The organism is Microbacterium sp. LS_15 (assembly GCF_041954735.1).
Lineage (GTDB): Bacteria > Actinomycetota > Actinomycetes > Actinomycetales > Microbacteriaceae > Microbacterium.
Genome location: NZ_JAVAYD010000003.1, coordinates 180,827 through 200,121, shown reverse-complemented (window position 1 = coordinate 200,121; position 19,295 = coordinate 180,827). Strand labels below are relative to the sequence as shown.

Annotated in this window: 15 protein-coding genes and 1 tRNA gene; 5 read left to right on the top strand and 11 right to left on the bottom strand. The window is 69.4% G+C overall.

From position 1 onward, the window contains the following. Positions 1 to 26 precede the first annotated feature (26 nt). From RAC69_RS06800 to RAC69_RS06780, 5 genes are all read left to right on the top strand, one after another. Complete coding sequence (locus RAC69_RS06800; RefSeq protein WP_375086054.1) at positions 27 to 2,585, top strand: transglycosylase domain-containing protein; 2,559 nt, start codon at positions 27 to 29, stop codon at positions 2,583 to 2,585. Next, the gene (locus tag RAC69_RS06795; protein WP_375086052.1) at positions 2,582 to 3,520 is read left to right on the top strand and encodes a metallophosphoesterase; all 939 of its coding nucleotides are present in this window, start codon (positions 2,582 to 2,584) and stop codon (positions 3,518 to 3,520) included. The genes RAC69_RS06800 and RAC69_RS06795 overlap by 4 nt, the downstream gene beginning before the upstream one ends. A gap of 53 nt (positions 3,521 to 3,573) precedes the next feature. Further along, positions 3,574 to 3,650: transfer RNA gene (locus tag RAC69_RS06790), tRNA-Pro, on the top strand. An 84-nt stretch (positions 3,651 to 3,734) separates the two neighbouring features. Beyond that, on the top strand, positions 3,735 to 4,208 hold the full coding sequence (locus RAC69_RS06785; RefSeq protein ID WP_375086050.1) for a VanZ family protein: 474 nt from the start codon (positions 3,735 to 3,737) through the stop codon (positions 4,206 to 4,208). Further along, on the top strand, positions 4,205 to 4,960 hold the full coding sequence (locus tag RAC69_RS06780) for an HAD-IIB family hydrolase (RefSeq protein WP_375086048.1): 756 nt from the start codon (positions 4,205 to 4,207) through the stop codon (positions 4,958 to 4,960). Before RAC69_RS06785 ends, RAC69_RS06780 begins: the two co-directional genes overlap by 4 nt. Before the next feature lie 60 nt (positions 4,961 to 5,020). Here the strand turns inward: RAC69_RS06780 and RAC69_RS06775 are convergent, their stop codons facing one another. The 11 genes from RAC69_RS06775 to RAC69_RS06725 all read right to left on the bottom strand — a co-directional run bounded on the left by RAC69_RS06775 (position 5,021) and on the right by RAC69_RS06725 (position 19,240). Then, positions 5,021 to 6,280: an alpha-hydroxy-acid oxidizing protein gene (locus tag RAC69_RS06775; RefSeq protein WP_375086047.1), complete on the bottom strand. Its 1,260-nt coding sequence runs from the start codon at positions 6,278 to 6,280 to the stop codon at positions 5,021 to 5,023. A gap of 11 nt (positions 6,281 to 6,291) precedes the next feature. Beyond that, a complete protein-coding gene (locus RAC69_RS06770) occupies positions 6,292 to 7,014 on the bottom strand; it encodes a FadR/GntR family transcriptional regulator (protein WP_375086046.1) in 723 nt (240 codons plus the stop codon). A 103-nt stretch (positions 7,015 to 7,117) separates the two neighbouring features. Then, a complete protein-coding gene (locus RAC69_RS06765) occupies positions 7,118 to 7,771 on the bottom strand; it encodes a thymidine kinase (protein ID WP_375086044.1) in 654 nt (217 codons plus the stop codon). A 7-nt stretch (positions 7,772 to 7,778) separates the two neighbouring features. Beyond that, a complete protein-coding gene (locus RAC69_RS06760; protein ID WP_375086043.1) occupies positions 7,779 to 9,248 on the bottom strand; it encodes a malate:quinone oxidoreductase in 1,470 nt (489 codons plus the stop codon). 83 nt (positions 9,249 to 9,331) lie between these two features. After that, complete coding sequence (locus tag RAC69_RS06755; protein ID WP_375086041.1) at positions 9,332 to 10,402, bottom strand: aspartate-semialdehyde dehydrogenase; 1,071 nt, start codon at positions 10,400 to 10,402, stop codon at positions 9,332 to 9,334. A 111-nt stretch (positions 10,403 to 10,513) separates the two neighbouring features. Further along, positions 10,514 to 11,794 (bottom strand): aspartate kinase, encoded by a 1,281-nt coding sequence (locus RAC69_RS06750; protein ID WP_341933694.1) that lies wholly within the window; start codon positions 11,792 to 11,794, stop codon positions 10,514 to 10,516. Positions 11,795 to 11,879: 85 nt separating this feature from the next. Further along, positions 11,880 to 12,812, bottom strand: a complete 933-nt coding sequence (locus RAC69_RS06745; RefSeq protein ID WP_375086039.1) for a DMT family transporter — start codon at positions 12,810 to 12,812, stop codon at positions 11,880 to 11,882. Beyond that, complete coding sequence (gene recR, locus RAC69_RS06740; RefSeq protein WP_375086037.1) at positions 12,809 to 13,402, bottom strand: recombination mediator RecR; 594 nt, start codon at positions 13,400 to 13,402, stop codon at positions 12,809 to 12,811. Before recR ends, RAC69_RS06745 begins: the two co-directional genes overlap by 4 nt. Continuing rightward, complete coding sequence (locus RAC69_RS06735; protein ID WP_375086035.1) at positions 13,402 to 15,732, bottom strand: DNA polymerase III subunit gamma and tau; 2,331 nt, start codon at positions 15,730 to 15,732, stop codon at positions 13,402 to 13,404. Before RAC69_RS06735 ends, recR begins: the two co-directional genes overlap by 1 nt. Positions 15,733 to 15,908: 176 nt before the next feature. Then, positions 15,909 to 18,413, bottom strand: a complete 2,505-nt coding sequence (locus RAC69_RS06730; protein WP_375086033.1) for a glycoside hydrolase family 65 protein — start codon at positions 18,411 to 18,413, stop codon at positions 15,909 to 15,911. Beyond that, on the bottom strand, positions 18,410 to 19,240 hold the full coding sequence (locus RAC69_RS06725) for an HAD family hydrolase (RefSeq protein ID WP_375086032.1): 831 nt from the start codon (positions 19,238 to 19,240) through the stop codon (positions 18,410 to 18,412). Before RAC69_RS06725 ends, RAC69_RS06730 begins: the two co-directional genes overlap by 4 nt. Positions 19,241 to 19,295: the final 55 nt, after the last annotated feature.

The following is a 19,295-nucleotide window of genomic DNA, read 5'->3' as shown; positions in this document are numbered from 1 at the left end:
TCAGGGAAGTCCCCTACGATCAGCGTATGCCTCAAAAGAATCGCACGGTGAAGGGTGCGCTCGGCGGGGTCCTCGGACTCGTCGGCCTGAGCGCGGTCGCCGGCCTCCTCGTCACGGCCAGCGTCACTCCCGTCCTCGCCATGACGGGTATCGCCGGTTCGCAGGCCCTCACGATCTTCGAAGACCTGCCCGCCAACCTCGACGTGACCGCTCCGATGGAGCAGTCCACGATCTACGCGACCGCAGCGGACGGCTCCGCGGTGGAGCTCGCGTCGTTCTACGAGCAGAACCGCGTGCCCGTGACGTTCGAGCAGATCAACCCGGTCGTTTTCGACGCCGTCCTCTCCAGTGAGGACAAGGGCTACTACACGCACGGCGGCGTCAACGTCGGGGCGACGGCGAAGGCCCTCGTCGACAACCTGCGCGGCACCAGCGATCGAGGCGCCTCGACCATCACGCAGCAGTACGTGAAGAACGTGCTCATCCAGGAGTGCGAGCAGAAGGCGGATCCGGCCTCGGGCACCTATGCCGACGACCTGCAGCAGTGCTGGCTGGACGCGACCAACGCGTCCGGCTCGAAGGGCATCGAGCGCAAGCTCCAGGAGATGCGGTACGCCCTGCAGATCGAGAAGGAGTACTCCAAGAACGACATCCTGCTCGGGTACCTCAACATCGCCAACTTCGGCGGCACCGTCTACGGCATCGAGTCGGCGGCGAACTACTACTTCTCCACCACGGCCGCGAACCTCACCGTCGCGCAGGCTGCGACGATCGCCGGCATGGTGCAGAACCCGAATCAGTACCGCATCGACCGCCCGAACGGGACGTGGACCGACGACGACGGTGTAGCGCACAACTCCGAGGCCGACGGGTACGCCGACACGCTCGAGCGGCGGCACTACGTGCTCGGTCGGATGCTGACGGACGGCAAGATCACACAGGCGCAGTACGACGAGGCGGAGGCGACCCCGATCACGCCCGCGATCAGCGTCCCCACCCAGGGATGCGTCGCCGCGAACGACATCGCGCGCAGCGCCTACTTCTGCGAGTACGTGAAGTCGGTCGTGCTCAACGACCCCGCGTTCGGTGACACCGCCGACGAACGCCGTGACCTCCTCCGTCAGGGCGGCCTGAAGATCTACTCGACGATGAACATCGACATCCAGAACGCCGGCGCACAGGCGATGCTCGAGACCGTCCCGGGGAACTACGACAACCAGTACTTCGGGGCGGCGGGCGTCTCGCTCGAGACGACCACGGGGCGCGTTCTCGCGATCACCCAGAACACGACGTTCAGCGAGACAGTCCAGGGCGACCAGGCGTACACGTCTCTCGTCTTCGCGACCGACAAGGCGCACGGAGGGTCGAACGGCTTCTCGGTCGGATCGACCTACAAGCTCTTCACGCTGATCGACTGGCTCGAGGAGGGCCACTCGGTACGCGAGACCCTGAACGGCAGCAACCGGGTGTTCCAGAACTTCAAGTGCGGCGACGACCGCATCCGGAACAACACGAAGATCCAGAACTTCAACAATGCCGGTGGTTACACCGGCACGGTCATGAAGTTCACCGCCGACTCCCTCAACAGCGGTTACCTCGCGATGGCCGAGAAGCTCGACCTCTGCAAGATCAACGCCGTGGCCGACCGCATGGGCGTCACGCTCGCCAACGGCGGCAAGACGACCGATGATCCTGCGGCGCCGTACGACATCCTCGGCCCGAAGTACATCTCACCGCTCGCGATGGCAGGTGCTTATGCGACCGTCGCCAACGGCGGCATCCACTGCACCCCCAAGGCGATCGACCGCGTGGTGGATGCCCAGGGCAAGGAGCTCCCTGTCCCGGAGTCCAAGTGCTCGCAGGTCATCTCCGCCGAAGTGGCGAACACCGCAGCCTTCGCTCTTCAGGGCGTCATCAACGGTGGAACGGGCCGGAAGGCCAACACGAACGACGGCACGCCGCTCATCGGCAAGACCGGAACACACGAGTCCTGGGGAACCATGATGATCGAGTCCAGCACCAAGGTCACGACGGCCGTCTGGGTCGGCCGTTCGCAGGGCCAGGCGAGCATTCTGCGTCAGTCCTGGGGTGGGACGCCTCTCAACGAGATGCGCTACAGCCTCGCGCGAACGATGCAGCGCACTGCGAACGGCATCTACGGAGGCGACGCCTTTCCGCAGCCGGACGCGAACCTGAGCAAGCAGGTGCTGACGGACGTCCCGAACGTGGTCGGCATGGACACGGCCACCGCGACCGCGACCCTGCAGAACGCCGACTTCCAGGTGGTCGTCGGCCCCGCCGTGGACGGCCCGGCAGGAGACGTCATCGTCGCACAGGATCCGAACGGACAGGCTCCCAGCGGCGCGACCGTGACCATCTCGCCGAGCAACGGGCAGGGAGCGAGCGTCCCCGACGTCACGGGTCAGTCGAAGACCGCCGCGGGCAGTGCGCTGTTCGCCGCAGGCTTCACGTCGATCTCTTTCGACAATTCCTGCAACCCGAACGGCGCCGCCGTGGCGTCCACGAACCCGGCGGCGAACACAGCGGCGAACAAGTCCACGCCGATCACGGTCTCCTGCCAGTGACGTCGCGCACAGCGGTGCACCCGGCCCTCGTCGCGCTCGGCGCGGTGGGGGCCGTCGGCGCCGCGGCAGCCGTCTGGGGCTTCGGGATCGAGCGCTACCTCTTCACCGTGCGGGAGGTCTCGGCGTCCGCTCTGCCGAAGGGCTCCGCGCCGATCCGCGTCCTGCACCTCTCGGATGCGCACATGGCGCCCTGGCAGCACCGGAAGCAGGACTGGCTCGCCTCGCTCGCCCAGCTGAATCCGGACCTGATCGTCAACACCGGCGACAACCTCGGCCACCGCGACGGCCTGGCCGGGATCCGCCGAGCCTTCGATCCTCTCGCGGGCATCCCCGGTGTCTTCGTGCACGGGTCGAACGACGTCAACGCGCCGTCGCCGCGCAACCCGCTCCTGTATTTCACCGGCCCCTCGAAGAAGAACAACACTCCGTCGCCGCGCCTCGACACCGCCGCGATGGATCGGTACTTCACCGACGAGCTCGGCTGGGTCGGGCTGAACAACGCCGCGGCCCGGATCGACGTGAACGGCAGGGCGGTGGACTTCTTCGGCGTGAACGACGCCCACCGGGACTGGGACGACCTCGACGCGCTGCCCGCGGCCATCGACTCCCTCGGGCCGCGCGAACCCGGAACACCGGTGCTGGGCGTCACGCATGCTCCCTATCAGCGAGTGCTGAACTCGTTCGTCGACCTGAGCGCCGACGCGATCCTCGGCGGCCACACGCACGGGGGGCAGGTCTGTCTCCCCGGCTACGGTGCCCTGGTCGCGAACTGCGACATCCCGCTCAAGCAGGCGAAGGGACTCAGCACCTGGGCGCACGGCGGCCGCTCTGTGCCGGTCAACGTCAGCGCCGGGTGCGGCCACTCGATCTACGCGCCCGTGCGGTTCGCCTGCCGCCCCGAGGCGACGCTGCTCACGCTGACGGCGCGCGACTGACCCGCCGATTGGGTGCGGGAGGGATTTCCCTGTAGACTCGGAGGGTTGCAAAACGGGGTGTGGCGCAGCTTGGTAGCGCGCTTCGTTCGGGACGAAGAGGTCGCAGGTTCAAATCCTGTCACCCCGACCAGTGACATCGGAAGGCCGCCCTCACGGGCGGCCTTCTCTGTATCGCGGCACCGCATGATCAGCACGCACGGCGGAAGGGGATCGCATGAGCGCACTGCTCCCTGCCCCTCGACGCTGGACCCGCGGGATCGCGATCCTGCTCGGCATCCCCTTCCTGGTGGGGCTGGGACTGCTGACCCTCACTCCGGCCCGCGTCGAGGAATCGATGCCGAATCTCCTCGAGCTCGTCCTGTCGACCGCACACCGGGTGGGCTGGGACTGGCTCGACTTCACCCGCCTCGAGATCCTCGCCAATGTGCTCGTCTTCGTCCCGGTAGGAGTCTTCGCCTTCCTCCTCGTGCCGCGTCGCGTCTGGCCGGTGGCCGTCGTGATCGGGCCTGCGATCTCCGTCGCCATCGAGGTCGCACAGCGGCTTGCCCTCCCCCATCGCGCCGCCACGGTGAGCGATGTCGCCGCGAACTCCGGCGGCGCGCTGATCGGGGTCTTCCTCGCGATCGCCTGCACCCTCCTCTTCGCACCGAGCACGACCCGACCGCCCCGTAGTCTGGAGACAGCATGACCGCGCCCGCCCTCGTCGCCTTCGACCTCGACGACACGCTCGCCCCCTCCAAGGGAGTCATCAGCGACCGCATCGCCGCGCTGCTCATCGCCCTGCTGCATCGCGGCGATGTCGCGATCATCTCCGGCGGCAACGAGCAGCAGTTCCGCTCTCAGGTCGTCGCACAGCTCACGACGGTCGATGCCGATGCCCTGTCCCGCCTGCACCTGCTGCCCACGTGCGGCACCCGGTACCTGCGCCACGACGGCACCGACTTCGCCCCCGTGTACGCGCACGATCTCAGCGCGGAGGAGAAGGATGCCGCCCTGACCGCGCTTCGGGAGGAGGCCGAACGCCTCGGCTTCTGGGAGTCGCAGCCGTGGGGTGACATCCTCGAGGACCGCGGATCGCAGATCACGTTCTCCGCCCTGGGCCAGAAGGCTCCGCGCGATGCCAAGCACGTCTGGGACCCCGACGGCTCGAAGCGGGCGGCCCTGCGGGATGCCGTCGCCGCGCGCCTCCCCGGACTCGAGGTCCGCTCGGGGGGATCGACGTCGATCGACATCACCCGAGCCGGCATCGACAAGGCCTACGGGATGCAGCGTCTCGCGGACCTGACCGGCATCCCCCTCGCGTCCATGCTCTTCTACGGTGACAGGCTCGACGAGGGCGGCAACGACTACCCGGTGCTCGCTCTCGGCGTCCCCTCGATCCCCGTCGAGGGGTGGGAGGATACGGCGGACAAACTCGACGAGCTCCTCGCTTCGCTCTGATCCCCCCGCAATCCGCCAGGGCCCGACATCTCGTCGAGCCCTCGGCGGCCTGAGAACGGCTCAGCGTACGACGGCCTCCGACGCGCTCTTCGCGACGGGCACCATTCTCGTCAGCTGCGTCACGTGCGAGGGCTCCAGTTCCGCCAGCGACGCGACACCCAGCAGCCGCATCGTGCGCTCGATCTCGGTGCGCAGGATGGCGATCGTGCGATCCACGCCTGCCCGGCCACCGGCCATGAGGCCGTAGAGGTACGCCCGCCCGATCAGCGTGAAGTCCGCGCCGAGGGCGACCGAGGCGACGATGTCCGCGCCGTTCATGATGCCCGTGTCGACCATGACCGTGAAGTCGTCGCCGACCGCTCGACGGACCTGGGGAAGCAGGTGGAACGGGATGGGCGCGCGGTCGAGCTGGCGCCCGCCGTGGTTCGACAGCACGATGCCGTCGACGCCCGCATCGCGCAGTCGCACGGAGTCCTCGACGTTCTGCACGCCCTTGATGACGATCTTGCCTGGCCACAGGTCGCGGATCACGGCGAGGTCGTCGTAACTGATGGTCGGGTCCATCGCGGCGTCCAACAGCTCGCCCACCGTGCCGCCCGTCGTGCTGAGAGAGGCGAACTCGAGCTTCGGCGTCGTGAGGAAGTCGTACCACCACCATGGTCGCGGGATCGCGTTGACGATCGTGCCGAGCGTCAGCTGCGGCGGGATGCTGAAGCCGTTGCGCTTGTCGCGGAGCCGCGCACCGGCCACGGGGGTGTCGACCGTGAACTGCAGCGTGTCGAACCCCGCGGCCGCCGCCCGACGTGTGAGCTCGTACGAGATCTCGCGGTCGCGCATGACGTAGAGCTGGAACCAGTTGCGTCCGTGCGGGTTCGCGGCCTTCACGCCTTCGATCGAGGTCGTGCCCAGGGTCGACAGCGTGAACGGTATGCCTGCGGCTGCCGCGGCCCCGGCGCCGGCGACCTCGCCCTCGGTCTGCATGAGTCTCGTGAACCCGGTCGGCGCGATGCCGAAGGGCAGCGCCGACGGGCCGCCGAGGATCTCGACGGACGTGTCGACCTGCGGCGCAGGGCGCAGGATGCCGGGGTGGAACTCGACGTCCTGGAAGGCCTGCCGCGCACGCCGGAGCGACAGCTCGCCCTCCGCGGCTCCGTCGGTGTAGTCGAACGCGGCCTTGGGCGTGCGTCGCTTCGCGATCGTGCGGAGGTCGGCGATCGTGAGGGCCGCGTCGAGCCGCCTCTTCTTGCCGTCGAGCTGCGGCTTCTTGAACTTCATGAGCTCGAGGAGCTCGGCGGGGTTGGGAAGCTGGCGCTGGACCATGCTCTGACCTCTCAGTCGATGGACGGGATGCCGCGGGTGAGCCCCGTGGCGCTGTAGTAGCCGGTGATGTGGGCGCGGACGAGCGAACGGGCGCCCTCTGAGTCCTCCGAGTGGATGGCTTCGATGATGGCGCGATGCTCGGAACGCAGCCGGGCCGCCATGGCACCCCAGTCGGGGATGGAAGCCGCGCCCTGCTGCACGTACGACTCGATCGCGGTGCGGAGCCCCGCCATCATCGCGGCGACGACCGTGTTGCCGCTCGCCTCGGCGAGGGCGAGGTGCAGGTGCGCGTCCAGCGCGAGGAACTCCACGGGGGCGAGACCGGGGGCGTCCATCGCGTCGAGCACGCGTCCGACCTCGTCGAGCGCCGGGGCGGACTGCGATGCGAGATCAGCGGCGACGGCGTCTTCCAGCACCAGGCGGGTCCGGACCACGTCGTCGAGCGGAAACCCCTGCGCGGCGACCTGCAGACGCAGCAGCGTCGACATCCCCCCCGTCGGCGTCGCGATCACGATGGCCCCGGATTGCGGCCCGGAACCGGTGGACGTGCGGATCAGCCCCATGACCTCGAGCACCCGCAGCGCCTCGCGGACGCTGGAGCGCCCGACGCCGAGCTCCGTGGCGAGATCGCGCTCGGAGGCGAGCCGATCGCCCGGACCGAGGCGTGCATCGAGAAGCTCGCGCTCGACGTGCTCGAGCACGAGGCGCCAGGCGCGCGCGGGCTGATCCGACATCCGCTCTCCTCCGCTCGTGTGGTCTGACCACAGTATCGAGTGTGGTCAGACCACGCAAGACGAGCCCGTCACGCAGCCGCGGACGGGCGAGAGCGAGGGGGTCTCAGCCCAGGCGTCCGCCGGACTCCTGCAGGTAGCAGGCGCCGCACAGCGACTCGTAGGTGGTGAGCTCCGGCGCAGCCGCCCCCTCCGCGCCTTCGTCGATGGCGACCTGATCGCCCGAGAACACGAACCGGCCGCCGATGACTCGTCCGTTGAACACGGCCTTCCGTCCGCAGCGGCAGATGGTCTTGAGCTCCTCGAGGGAGTGCGCGATCGCCAGCAGTCGCGCGGAGCCGGGGAACGCGTGCGTGAGGAAGTCGTTGCGGATGCCGTAGGCGATGACCGGGATCCCGTCTTCGATCGCGATGCGGAACAGATCGTCGACCTGCAGAGCGGTGAGGAACTGGGCCTCGTCGATCAGGAGGCACGCCACATCGACGGGGCCCTCTGGAAACAGCTCACCCTCGGCGGCGCTCCGCACACGATCGCGCTCCGCGTCGAACAGCGCACGCGCGTCGTCGTCCGGGCCGATCAGGAAGTCGACCTCGCGCGTCATCCCCAGTCGGCTGGAGATCTCGGACGCGCCCTTCGTGTCGATCGCGGGCTTCGCCAGCAGCACGTGCTGGCCGCGCTCCTCGTAGTTGTAGGCGGCCTGGAGCAGAGCAGTGGACTTGCCCGAGTTCATCGCGCCGTAGCGGAAGTAGAGCTTCGCCACCGCTACGCTACTCGTCGATGCCGAGCGTGGCCGCCGTCGACGACGTCGACGACGCGGCCAGAGCGGGCTGCGTGTTCAGCTTCTCGCCGAACGTCGGGATCAGCTCGCGCAGCTCGGACTCCCAGCCCGGGTACTCGTCGGGAAAGCACTTCTTCAGCAGGTCGAGCATGATCGGGACCGCGGTGGACGCACCGGGCGACGCACCGAGCAGACCGGCGATCGAGCCGTCGGCGGACGCGACGACCTCGGTGCCGAACTGCAGCACACCGCCCTTCTTCGGATCCTTCTTCATGACCTGGGCGCGCTGACCGGCGTCGATCAGCGTCCAGTCCTCATCCTTCGCGGTCGGCATGAACGTGCGCAGGCTGTCGACCTTCTTCGCGTGGTTCTTCAGCAGCTCGCTGACGAGATAGGTGATGAGGTCGGGGTTCGCGAACGCGACCCGCAGCATCGGCATGAGGTTGTGCGGTCGCACCTGGGTCACGATGTCGAGCAGCGACCCGTTCTTCAGGAACTTGGGGCTGAAGGTGGCGAACGGACCGAACATGAGCGACGCCTCGCCGTCGACGACGCGCGTGTCGAGGTGCGGCACCGACATGGGCGGCGCGCCCACCGACGCCTGCGAGTAGACCTTGGCCTTGTGCTGCGACACGATCTTCGGGTCGCTGGTCTTGAGGAACTGTCCGCCGATGGGGAAGACGCCGTAGCCCTTGATCTCCGGGATGCCGGAGCGCTGCAGCAGCTTCAGCGCCCACCCTCCGGCGCCGACGAAGACGAAGCGCGCCTTGATCTCGGCAGGCGTGCGACCGACGGTCGTGCGGTACTTGACCAGCCACCCGTCCTTCTGCTTCTTCAGCGAGCGGACCTCCTGGTTGGTGCGCAGCGAGACGCCCGACTTCGTGAGGTGGCCGAACAGCTGGTGGGTCAGCGCGCCGAAGTCGACGTCGGTGCCCGCCGGTACGCGGGTGGCCGCGAAGGGCTCGCCCTTGCGGCGCTGCTGCATGAGAAGCGGCGCCCACTTGTTGATGACGCGCGAGTCCTCGCTGTACTCGATACCCGCGAACAGCGGCTGCTTCTTCAGCACCTCGTAGCGGTCCTTGAGGTACGCGACGTCCTTCTCGCCGCGCACGAAGGTCATGTGCGGCGTCGCGTTGATGAACGTCGACGGCTCGTCGAGCACACCCTTCTCGACCAGCGAGGACCAGAACTGGCGGCTCTGCTGGAACTGCTCGTTGATCGAGATCGCCTTCGCCGGGTCGAGCGGTGCGCCCTTCTGCTGCGGCATGTAGTTCAGCTCGCACAGCGCGGCGTGCCCGGTGCCCGCGTTGTTCCAGGGATTGGACGATTCCTGGGCCACGTCCGACAGTCGCTCGAAGGCGACGATCTTCCAGTCCGGCTGCAGCTCGTGCAGCAGGGTACCCAGGGTGGCGCTCATGATGCCACCGCCGATCAGGACGACATCGACTGTTTCTGTCACCAGGACAGTCTAGTTCGCGGGCACGGCACGACTGACCACGCGGGCCGGCCCGACGAGACCGGATCCGCATGGCGGGGATGTCGTCAGGCTATGACCGCCAAGCGCTCGGCGAGGATCTCGGCGATCTGCACGGCGTTCAGCGCGGCTCCCTTGCGCAGGTTGTCGTTGCTGATGAACAGCACGAGGCCCTTGCCCTCCGGCGCCGACTGGTCGGCGCGGATGCGACCGACGAAGCTCGGGTCCTTGCCTGCGGCCTGCAGCGGAGTCGGCACCTCGTCGAGCACGACACCGGGGGCGGCGCCGAGCACTTCGCGCGCCCGCTCTGGAGTGATGTCGCGAGCGAACTCGACGTTGATCGACAACGAGTGACCGGTGAAGACGGGGACGCGCACACAGGTGCCCGCGACGCGGAGACCAGGCAGCTCGAGGATCTTGCGACTCTCGTTGCGGAGCTTCTTCTCCTCATCGGTCTCGTTCTCGCCGTCGTCCACGAGGTTGCCCGCGAACGGGATCACGTCGAACGCGATCGGTGCGACGTACTTCTCGGGCTCGGGGAAGTCTATCGCCGAGCCGTCGTGCACGAGGCGCAGGGTGTCGCCCTGCGCGAGGACTCCCTCGACCTGGCCGAGGAGCTCCTGCGCACCGGCGAGTCCGGAGCCGGAGACCGCCTGGTAGGTCGAGACGATCAGCCGCTCGAGACCGGCCTCGGCGTCCAGCGCCTTGAGCACGGGCATCGCGGCCATGGTCGTGCAGTTCGGGTTCGCGATGATGCCGCGGGGGCGGTCGTCGATCGCGTGCGGGTTGACCTCGCTGACCACGAGGGGAACCTCGGGGTCGTTGCGCCACGCGCTCGAGTTGTCGACGACGACGGCGCCGGCCTCGGCGAACCGCGGAGCGTAGGCGCGGCTGGCGGTGGCGCCGGCCGAGAACAGGGAGATGTCGATGCCCGCGGGGTCCGCCGTCTCCACGTCTTCGACGATCACGTTCGCTCCCCCGAACTCGATCGCGGTGCCCGCCGAGCGCGACGACGAGAACAGACGCAGGTCGCGGATCGGGAAGGACCGCTCGGCGAGAATCTCGCGCATGACGGTGCCCACCTGGCCGGTGGCGCCCACGATGGCGACGGAGAGTCCTGAGTCGGAGATGCGGGTCATGATGTTCCTTGGCGTCGAGCAGTACTGCAAGCGAGGCTTCGGGCGCGGCGTCGGGGTGCGGATGCCGCGCCTGGCGCCGATGTCAGGGTGTGGGCGAGTCTACCGTGCCGGTCAGCGACCGGTGCCGGCGTGGACCGTGGCTTCGATCTCGCCGTCGAGTCCGTAGGCGCTGTGCACGGTGCGAGCGGCCTCTGCGAGATCGCTGTCGCGCAGCACGACCGAGATGCGGATCTCCGACGTCGAGATCATCTCGATGTTGATGCCGCCGGCCGACAGCGCCTCGAAGAGGATCGCCGAGACGCCGGAGTGCGTGCGCATGCCCGCTCCGACGACCGACAGCTTGCCGATCTGGTCGTCGTGCACGAGGTTGCTGAAACCGACCTCGGCCTGCTCGGCGGCGAGCGACTTCAGCGCGGCGGCGGCATCGGCCTTGGGCACCGTGAACGAGATGTCGGTGCGGCCCGTCGCCGACACGTTCTGCACGATCATGTCGACGTTCGCACCGGACTTCGCGACGATCTTGAAGATCTCGGCGGCCTTGCCCGGCACGTCGGGCACGCCTGCGACGGTGATCTTGGCCTGGCTGAAGTCGGTGGCGACTCCGGCGACGATCGGTTCTTCCATCTCAGCTCCCTCGGCTTCGCGGGGGTTCTTCATTCCCTCGCCCAGAACGTAGGTGCCCTCCGACGACGAGAACGTCGAACGGGCGTGGATCAGGACGCCGTGACGGCGTGCGTACTCGACGGCGCGGATGTAGAGCACCTTGGCGCCGTTCGCGGCGAGCTCCAGCATCTCCTCGCTCGAGATGTGGTCGAGCTTCTGCGCCTTCGGGATGATGCGCGGGTCGGAGGTGAAGATGCCGTCCACGTCGCTGTAGATCTCGCACACGTCGGCCGACAGCGCCGCGGCGAGGGCCACGGCCGTGGTGTCTGAGCCGCCGCGTCCGAGCGTCGTGATGTCGCGGGTGTCGCGGTTGAAGCCCTGGAAGCCGGCGACGATCACGATCGCGCCCTCGTCGAGCGCCTCGCGCAGACGGACCGGGGTCACGTCGACAATGCGGGCGGCGCCGTGCTGGGAATCGGTGATCATGCCGGCCTGGCTGCCGGTGAACGAGCGCGCCTCGAAGCCCATCGAGTGGATGGCCATCGCGAGGAGCGCCATCGAGATGCGCTCACCGCTGGAGAGCAGCATGTCGAGCTCGCGGGGGGCGGGGATCGGGGCGACCTCGTTCGCGAGGTCGAGCAGCTCGTCGGTCGTGTCGCCCATCGCGCTGACCGCCACGACGACGTCGTGTCCGGCACGGCGCGTGTCGACGATGCGCTTGGCGACGCGCTTGATGCTCTCTGCGTCGGCGACGGACGAGCCGCCGTACTTCTGCACGATGAGGGCCACGTTCACTCCCTGGGATGTCGGGCGGATCCGCCCACGCTCATTCTACGATCGGGTCGTATACCCGACCGCGCATGTGACGCGGCACTCAGGGCGCGGGCGGGGCCGTGGCCAGGTCGGGGGCAGTGGATGCCGGAGGCCGCAGCCGTCCGCCGGTGGCGGCGAACCAGCATCCGGCGATGATGAGGGGGAACCCGATGAGCAGTCCCGGCGTGAGCGGCTCGGCGAGCACGATCGCCCCGAGGATGATCGCCACCACCGGGTTGACGTAGGTGAACAGCGGTGCGCGAACCGGCCCGACCTCGCGGATGAGGGCGAAGAAGGCGAGGAACGCCACGGCGGTGCACACGACCGCGAGGACGAGCAGTGCTGCGATCGAGGTGATCGTCGGCACCTCGTGCTGGGTCAGCAGACCGATCGGCAGGTACAGGATGCCGATCATCAGCAGAGAGAGCGTGATCGTTCCGAGCGACGGCACGTCGGCGAGCTTGCGCGCGACGATGAAGGGGGCGATCGCGTAGAGGATCGCGACGAGCAGCACCTCTCCCGCGGCGAGCAGGCTCACGTCGCCGCCGAAGAGGCCTGGCCCGGCGACGACGATCGCCACGCCGACGAAGCCGACGAGAAGGCCGATCCCCCGCGCGGGGCGCACTACACCGCGGTCGCCGCCGCCCAGCGCGATCAGGGCGGCGAACAGCGGAACGGTGGCGACGAGCAGACCGGTCATACCGGACGGCAGGGTCATCTCGGCGTGGCCCAGCAGCACGAACGGACCGGCCATCTCGACGAGGCCGAACGCGAGGACCCACGGCCAGTGCTTCCCCGCGGCCTTCAGCGCACCGCCGCGGATCGTGAACGGGAGCAGCAGGAGTGCGGCGATGAGCGTGCGGCCGGCGACGACCGCGGGCGGAGAGAACGACTCGACCGCGACGCTGATGAACAGGTACGGCACGCCCCACAGGAGCGCCATCGCCCCGAAGAGCAGCCAGCCTCGACGGGAGAAGCCGCCGTGTGCGTTCACAGCACGCGCCGGCCCTCGAACGCGCGCCCGAGGGTGACCTCATCGGCGTATTCGAGGTCGCCGCCGACGGGGAGACCCGAGGCGAGGCGCGAGACCGTGATCTGCATCGTGGTGAGGAGACGACTCAGGTAGCTCGCGGTCGCCTCGCCCTCGAGGTTCGGGTTGGTCGCGAGGATGACCTCCTGCACGGTGCCGTCGGCGAGGCGCGTCATGAGCTGGGCGATGCGCAGATCGTCGGGGCCGATGCCCGCGATCGGGCTGATCGCCCCGCCGAGCACGTGGTACAGACCGCGGAACTCGCGCGTTCTCTCGATCGCGGCGACGTCCTTCGCGTCCTCCACGACGCAGATCAGGGATCCGTTGCGGCGCGGGTCACGGCAGATCGCACAGCGCTCCTGCTCGGCCACGTTGCCGCAGATCTCGCAGAAGCGCACGCGCACCCGGATCTCGGTGAGCAGCTCGGAGAGACGCGCGACGTCGAACGTCGGTGTCTGCAGGATGTGGAAAGCGATCCGCTGCGCGGACTTCGGACCGATGCCCGGCAGCCTGCCGAACTCGTCGATCAGTTCCTGGACGATGCCGTCGTACATCAGGAGAACCTCGTGGGGGGCTCGTAGGGCTCTTCGCGCACGAACGTGGCGCCGAGCACCTGGCGGATGACGGCCTCACCGTAGCGCTGCACTCCCCCGCTCGGGGTGCGGTCGGTGACGACCGGGGCGGATGCCGGTGCCGATCGAGGCGTCGGGGCTGCTGGCGCGGAGGCGGCCGAGGGCGACGACGGGGCGGAGGGACGAGACGGCCCTCGGGGCGGCGCCGGCTCGTACGACGGGTCATAGGGCGGCTCGTCGTCATAGGGCGGCGGCTCGTCGTCGTACGGCGGTGGTACGTCGTCGGCGGGATCGGCCTCACGCGTCACGGTCGGCGCCGCCGCCGCGCGCGAAGACGCGTCGGCCTCGGCGGGAGCGGAAGCGGGCGCCTCCTGGGCAGGAGCGGCGACTTGATGGTTCGCAGAGGCCGCCGGGGCTGCGGGGGTCGCGGAGGCCGCCGGCGCCACGGCGGGCGACGCCGGAATCGGCGCGACCGCCCACTCCGTCACGGGTGCGGCGGAGTCACTGCGGGCCTGGGTGCGCCTCGATCCCGCTGACGCAGGCTCCGATGCGGGTGCGCCGGCTGAGGAGGACTCGCTCGACGCCGGGCCGCCGGAGGAGGACGGCTGCCGTGGGGCGCCGCCCTGCGGCATGGGTGCTGGCACGTACTTGACGCGGACGCCGAGCTCCTGCTCGATCGCGGTGCGCAGATGATCGGACGGCCCCGATCCCGGCGTCGTCCCCTTGAATTTCGCGACGTCGTGCTGGCTCGTGAACCCGAGCGTGAGGACGTCGGTCTCAGTGACGTAGGCCAACGGCTGCACAGCGGTGGCCAGCAGCCAGGAGCTGCGGCTGATGTCTTCGAGACGCTTGAGGACGGCGGACCACGACGACGTGACCCGCTCGAACGTGACGGGACCCGAGGGCGCCGCCGCCGGCTGAGTCGGGGACGCGAGTGCCGAGGTCGCGGATACCGAGCTCTCGGATGCCGGAGTGGGTGTCTCGGAGGATTCGGCGCGTGCCGTCTCGGTCGCTGCGCTCCCTCGCTCGACGACCGGAGAGGAGGATGCGTCCTCACGCTCAGCGGCCGGGGCGGCGCCGGCGGCCGGAGCGGTGGAGGCAGGCGCGGAAGCGCGAGGGGCCGGGGTCGACGGCGCAGTCGCCCGACCGGCAGCCGCGCGGGGCTGCGCGGGCGGCGCGGCGGCCCCGGCATCCGTCGGCCCCGCCAGCACACGGGCGACCATCAGCTCGAGATGCAGCCGGGGCGAGGTCGCACCCGACATGTCGTCGAGGGCTGCGCTCACGACGTCCGCCGTGCGCGAGAGACGGGAGGAGCCGAACGCCTCGGCCTGCGAGCGCATGCGCGCGAGCTCGTCGTCGGCGATGCCTCTGAGCACGGCCGAGGCGCCGGCGCCGACGGCTGCGATCACGATGAGGTCGCGCAGGCGCTCGAGCAGGTCGTCGACGAAGCGGCGCGGATCCTGTCCGGTCTGGACCACGCGGTCGATCGCGGGGAACGCCGCTGCGGCGTCGCCCGCGGCGAGAGCGTCGACGATCTCGTCGAGCAGGGTCGCGTGCGTGTAGCCGAGCAGCGCGACGGCACGCTCGTACGCGACGGTCACGGTCTCGGAGCCGGCCGGGGAGTCCGACCCGGCGATCAGCTGGTCGAGCAGCGACAGGGTGTCGCGCGGCGATCCGCCGCCGGCGCGCACGACGAGCGGCAGCACACCCTTCTCGACGACCACGCCCTCTTCGGCGCAGAGCTTCTCGACGTACTCGAGCATCGCGGCAGGCGGCACGAGCCGGAAGGGGTAGTGGTGCGTGCGCGAACGGATCGTGCCGAGCACCTTCTCTGGCTCGGTGGTCGCGAAGATGAACTTCACGTGCGGCGGGGGCTCTTCGACGAGCTTGAGCAGCGCGTTGAATCCCTGCGGCGTGACCATGTGGGCCTCGTCGAGGATGAAGATCTTGTAGCGGTCGCGGCTCGGGGCGAAGGTGGCGCGCTCGCGCAGGTCACGGGCGTCGTCGACGCCGTTGTGGCTCGCGGCGTCGATCTCGACGACGTCGAGGGACCCGCCGCCCGCCCGCGACAGCTCGACGCAGCTCGGGCAGGTTCCGCACGGGACGTCGGTCGGCCCCTCGGCGCAGTTCAGGCAGCGGGCCAGGATGCGGGCCGAAGTGGTCTTGCCGCACCCGCGCGGGCCGGAGAACAGGTAGGCATGGCCGACACGATCGCCGCGCAGTGCGGTCATCAGCGGCTCGGTCACCTGGGACTGCCCGATCATCTCGCCGAACGACTCGGGGCGGTAGCGGCGGTAGAGGGCTGTGGTCACCAGAACAGCCTACGGCGTGCCGCCGACATCGAGGCAGCCCCGGCCTCCGGCATCCGCCCGTTCCGTCCGCCGTCGCCGTGCCGCCCCTTTCCGCACGAGCCACCCCGTTGTGCAGCGGAGGCAGCGGGGTGGCTCGAGACGAAAGGGGTGGCTCTGCGCGACGGTCGCGAGAATACTCAGTCGTCGTCGCCGATCACGGGAATCGCCGTGGTGATCACCGGCACGGATGCCGAGAGCAGCGTGCCGTCCTCGCGCACCGCGTTCGCGAACTGGCGAAGCGTCGGACGCCCGGGGATGAGGGGTCCCTGGTCGGCCAACGGCACGACGGCGTCCTCGCCGACCGACGCGATGAACGCCTCGCCGCGAACCGTGAAGGGCACCGGATCGCCCACCCGTACGTGCACCCGGAGCTCGTCTGCGGTGAGCGTGACCTGGAGCATCGATCCCTGCCACTGCAGCGGGAACGACAGCGACGGCCAGTCGGCGGGCAGGCGGGGATCGAAGCTCAGCTCGCCCGCCCAGTCGCGCATCCCGCCGAAGCCGCACACGAGAGCCGTCCATACGCCGCCGGCCGAGGCCACGTGCACGCCATCCGCCGCGTTGTGGTGCAGATCGTGCAGGTCGACGAACAGCGACTGCTCGAAGTACTGCAGCGCGAGGTCCTGGTATCCGACCTCGGCGGCGAGGATCGACTGCACGACGGCGGACAGCGTCGAGTCCCCCGTCGTCAGCGGGTCGTAGTAGTCGAAGTCGGCCTTCTTCTCCTCCGGCGTGAAGTGGTTGCCCTGCAGGAAGAGCGCGAGCACCACATCGGCCTGCTTGAGCACCTGGAACCGGTAGATCACGAGCGGGTGGAAGTGCAGCAGCAGGGGGCGCTGGTCGGACGGCGTGTGCGCAAGGTCCCAGACCTCCCGCTCGAGGAACAGGGAGTCCTGCGGGTGGATGCCGAGGGCCTCGCTGTACGGGATGAACATGGCGTCCGCCGCACGCTCCCACGCGTCGGCCTCGCCCTCGCCGAGGCCCGTGCGCTCGACGACCCTGGCGAACTCCTCGCCGTTCGCCTCCTGCGCCTCGCGCACGACCCGCGCCGCGTAGCGCAGGTTGTAGCGCGCCATGACGTTCGTGTACAGGTTGTCGTTCACGACCGTGGTGTACTCGTCGGGGCCGGTGACGCCGTGGATGTGGAAGGTGTCCACCCCGTCCTCTCCCGACGTGCCAGGCACCGCCTGAGACGTGCGCCAGAAGCCGAGCGTCGCCCACAGCCGCGCGGTCTCGATCGCCACGTCGATGCCCTCGCGGCGCAGGAAGTCCTCGTCGCCCGTCGCGCGGACGTACTTGCCCAGGGCGAAGCTGACGTCGGCGTTGATGTGGTACTGCGCGGTGCCGGCGGCGTAGTACGCCGACGCCTCCTCGCCGTTGATGGTGCGCCAGGGGAACAGCGCTCCTGCCTCGTTCAGCTGCGCGGCGCGCTTCCGTGCAGCGGGGAGCATGTGCACGCGCGCCCGCAGCGCGTTGCGCGCCCACTGCGGCGACGTATAGGTGAGGAACGGCAGGACGTAGATCTCGGTGTCCCAGAAGTAGTGACCGCTGTATCCGGATCCGGTGAGGCCCTTCGCCGGGACGCCGTTGCCGTCGGCACGGGCGGAGGCCTGCGCGAGCTGGAACAGGCACCAGCGCGTCGCCTGCTGGATGTCGTCGCGCCCGGCGATCTGCACGTCGCTGCGATCCCAGAACGCGGCGAGCCATTCGGCCTGCCGCGCGAACCGCGACTCGACGCCCTCGGCCATCACACGGTCCAGCGATCGGCGGCACCGGTCGACGAGCTCGCGAGCCGGCACGCCGCGCGACGTGTGGTAGCTCACGAGCTTGGTGATCGTGATCGGCACCCCGGCCTTCGCCTGGACGCGGAAGACGTTCTTCGAGATGTCCGGGTCGATGAGCGTGCGCGAGGTGTACTCGTTCTCGGTCTCGATGAGGTGGTCGGCGACGACCGCGACCGTCATGCCGGACGCGGCGACGGAGTAGGACAGCGCCGAACGGAGGCCGTCCTGCCAGTGCTCGGCGGGTTCGAGTACTCGCTCCGTGATCTTCTCGGCCTTGCGCGGGTCGAAGCCGCCCTTCGCCTCGGCGGGTGTGCCCGCGTAGACGCCCGCGCCGTCCTGACGGTTCAGCAGCTGGCAGCTGACCGTGACCGGCGCGTCGGAGTTCTCGACGACGACCTCGAGGCGGAGGATCGCGAGGTGACGCTCCTCGAAGCTGACGATGCGCTCGTCGCGCATGCGCACGCGCTTGCCGGACGGCGTCTCCCAGACGACGACGCGCTCGAGCACGCCGGTGCGCATGTCGAGCGTGCGACGGTACTCGCGCACGTCGGCCACGTCGAACGAGATCGGCTCGTCGTCGACGTAGACGCGCATGACCTTGGCGTCGGGGGCGTTGACGATCGTCTGCCCGACCTCGGCGAAACCGTAGGCCTGTTCGGCGTGCCGGATCGGCCAGGTCTCGTGCAGGCCGTTGACGAAGGTGCCGTGCTCGTGCGCGCCGCGCCCCTCGATGTGATTGCCGCGCAGGCCCAGATATCCGTTGCCGACACTGAACAGCGTCTCACCCACGCCGCTCTCGGAGTAGCGCGTCTCGATGAGCTTCCAGGGGTCGACGGGGAAGCGGTCGCGGTCGATCATGCGGTCTCCTCGGAGTCGGAGTCGTTCGGGTTCTCGGCGGAAGAGGCGGAGTCGGTCAGGAAGGCGTCGAGGTCGGTGACGACGACGGTGGCGCCGGCGGCGCGCAGCGCGTCTGCGCCGGTGCCGCGGTCCACGCCCACGACGGTCGCGAAGCCCGCGGCGGCGGCGGATGCGGCGCCCGAGGTCGCGTCCTCCACGGCGACGCTGCTCGCGGGGTCGACGCCCAGCGCCTCGGCACCGGCGCGGAACATGTCGGCTGCGGGCTTGGATGCCAGTCCCTCGCGCTCGGCGACGACGCCGTCGACGACCACGCGGAAGAATGAGCGGATGCCGGCTGCGCCGAGCACCTCCTCGGCGTTCTTCGAGCTGGACACGACCCCGATCGGGACCCCGGCAGCGGTGAGCTTCTCGACGAGGGCCAGGGATCCCGGGAACGGCGCGATGCCCTCCGCGCGCAGCGAGGCGGCGAACGCGGCGTTCTTGCGGTTGCCGATGCCGCAGATCGTCTCGGCCTCCGGCGGGTCGTCGACCTCGCCCCAGGGCACCTCGACGTTGCGGCTGTGCAGCAGGCTCGCGACGCCGTCGTACCGCTTCTTCCCGTCGACGTAGTCGAAGTAGTCGGCGTCGGTGTACGCGGGTGTGATGCCCCAGCGCTCGAACACCTCGTCGAACACGACCTTCCAGGCGCGCATGTGCACTTCGGCGGTCGGCGTCAGCACGCCGTCGAGGTCGAACAGGACGCCGTCGGCGCGGAGCAGGTCGGGCAGTGCTTCGGGCACAGGAGCCTCCAGGAGAAGGACGAGGGTTCCGGCACCTCTCCGTGCCACTGTGCAAGCGTAGTGCCGCACGTGGCCGCCGGTCACCCCCGGAAGGGGTGTCGTG

Coding starts and splice junctions, on each gene's coding strand:
- RAC69_RS06770 (WP_375086046.1), bottom strand. CDS start 7,014: ATGTCGGATCAGCCCGCGCGCGCCTGGCGCCTCGTGCTCGAGCACGTC.
- RAC69_RS06775 (WP_375086047.1), bottom strand. CDS start 6,280: ATGGTCCAGCGCCAGCTTCCCAACCCCGCCGAGCTCCTCGAGCTCATG.
- RAC69_RS06800 (WP_375086054.1), top strand. CDS start 27: ATGCCTCAAAAGAATCGCACGGTGAAGGGTGCGCTCGGCGGGGTCCTC.
- RAC69_RS06780 (WP_375086048.1), top strand. CDS start 4,205: ATGACCGCGCCCGCCCTCGTCGCCTTCGACCTCGACGACACGCTCGCC.
- RAC69_RS06785 (WP_375086050.1), top strand. CDS start 3,735: ATGAGCGCACTGCTCCCTGCCCCTCGACGCTGGACCCGCGGGATCGCG.
- recR (WP_375086037.1), bottom strand. CDS start 13,402: ATGTACGACGGCATCGTCCAGGAACTGATCGACGAGTTCGGCAGGCTG.
- RAC69_RS06730 (WP_375086033.1), bottom strand. CDS start 18,413: ATGATCGACCGCGACCGCTTCCCCGTCGACCCCTGGAAGCTCATCGAG.
- RAC69_RS06755 (WP_375086041.1), bottom strand. CDS start 10,402: ATGACCCGCATCTCCGACTCAGGACTCTCCGTCGCCATCGTGGGCGCC.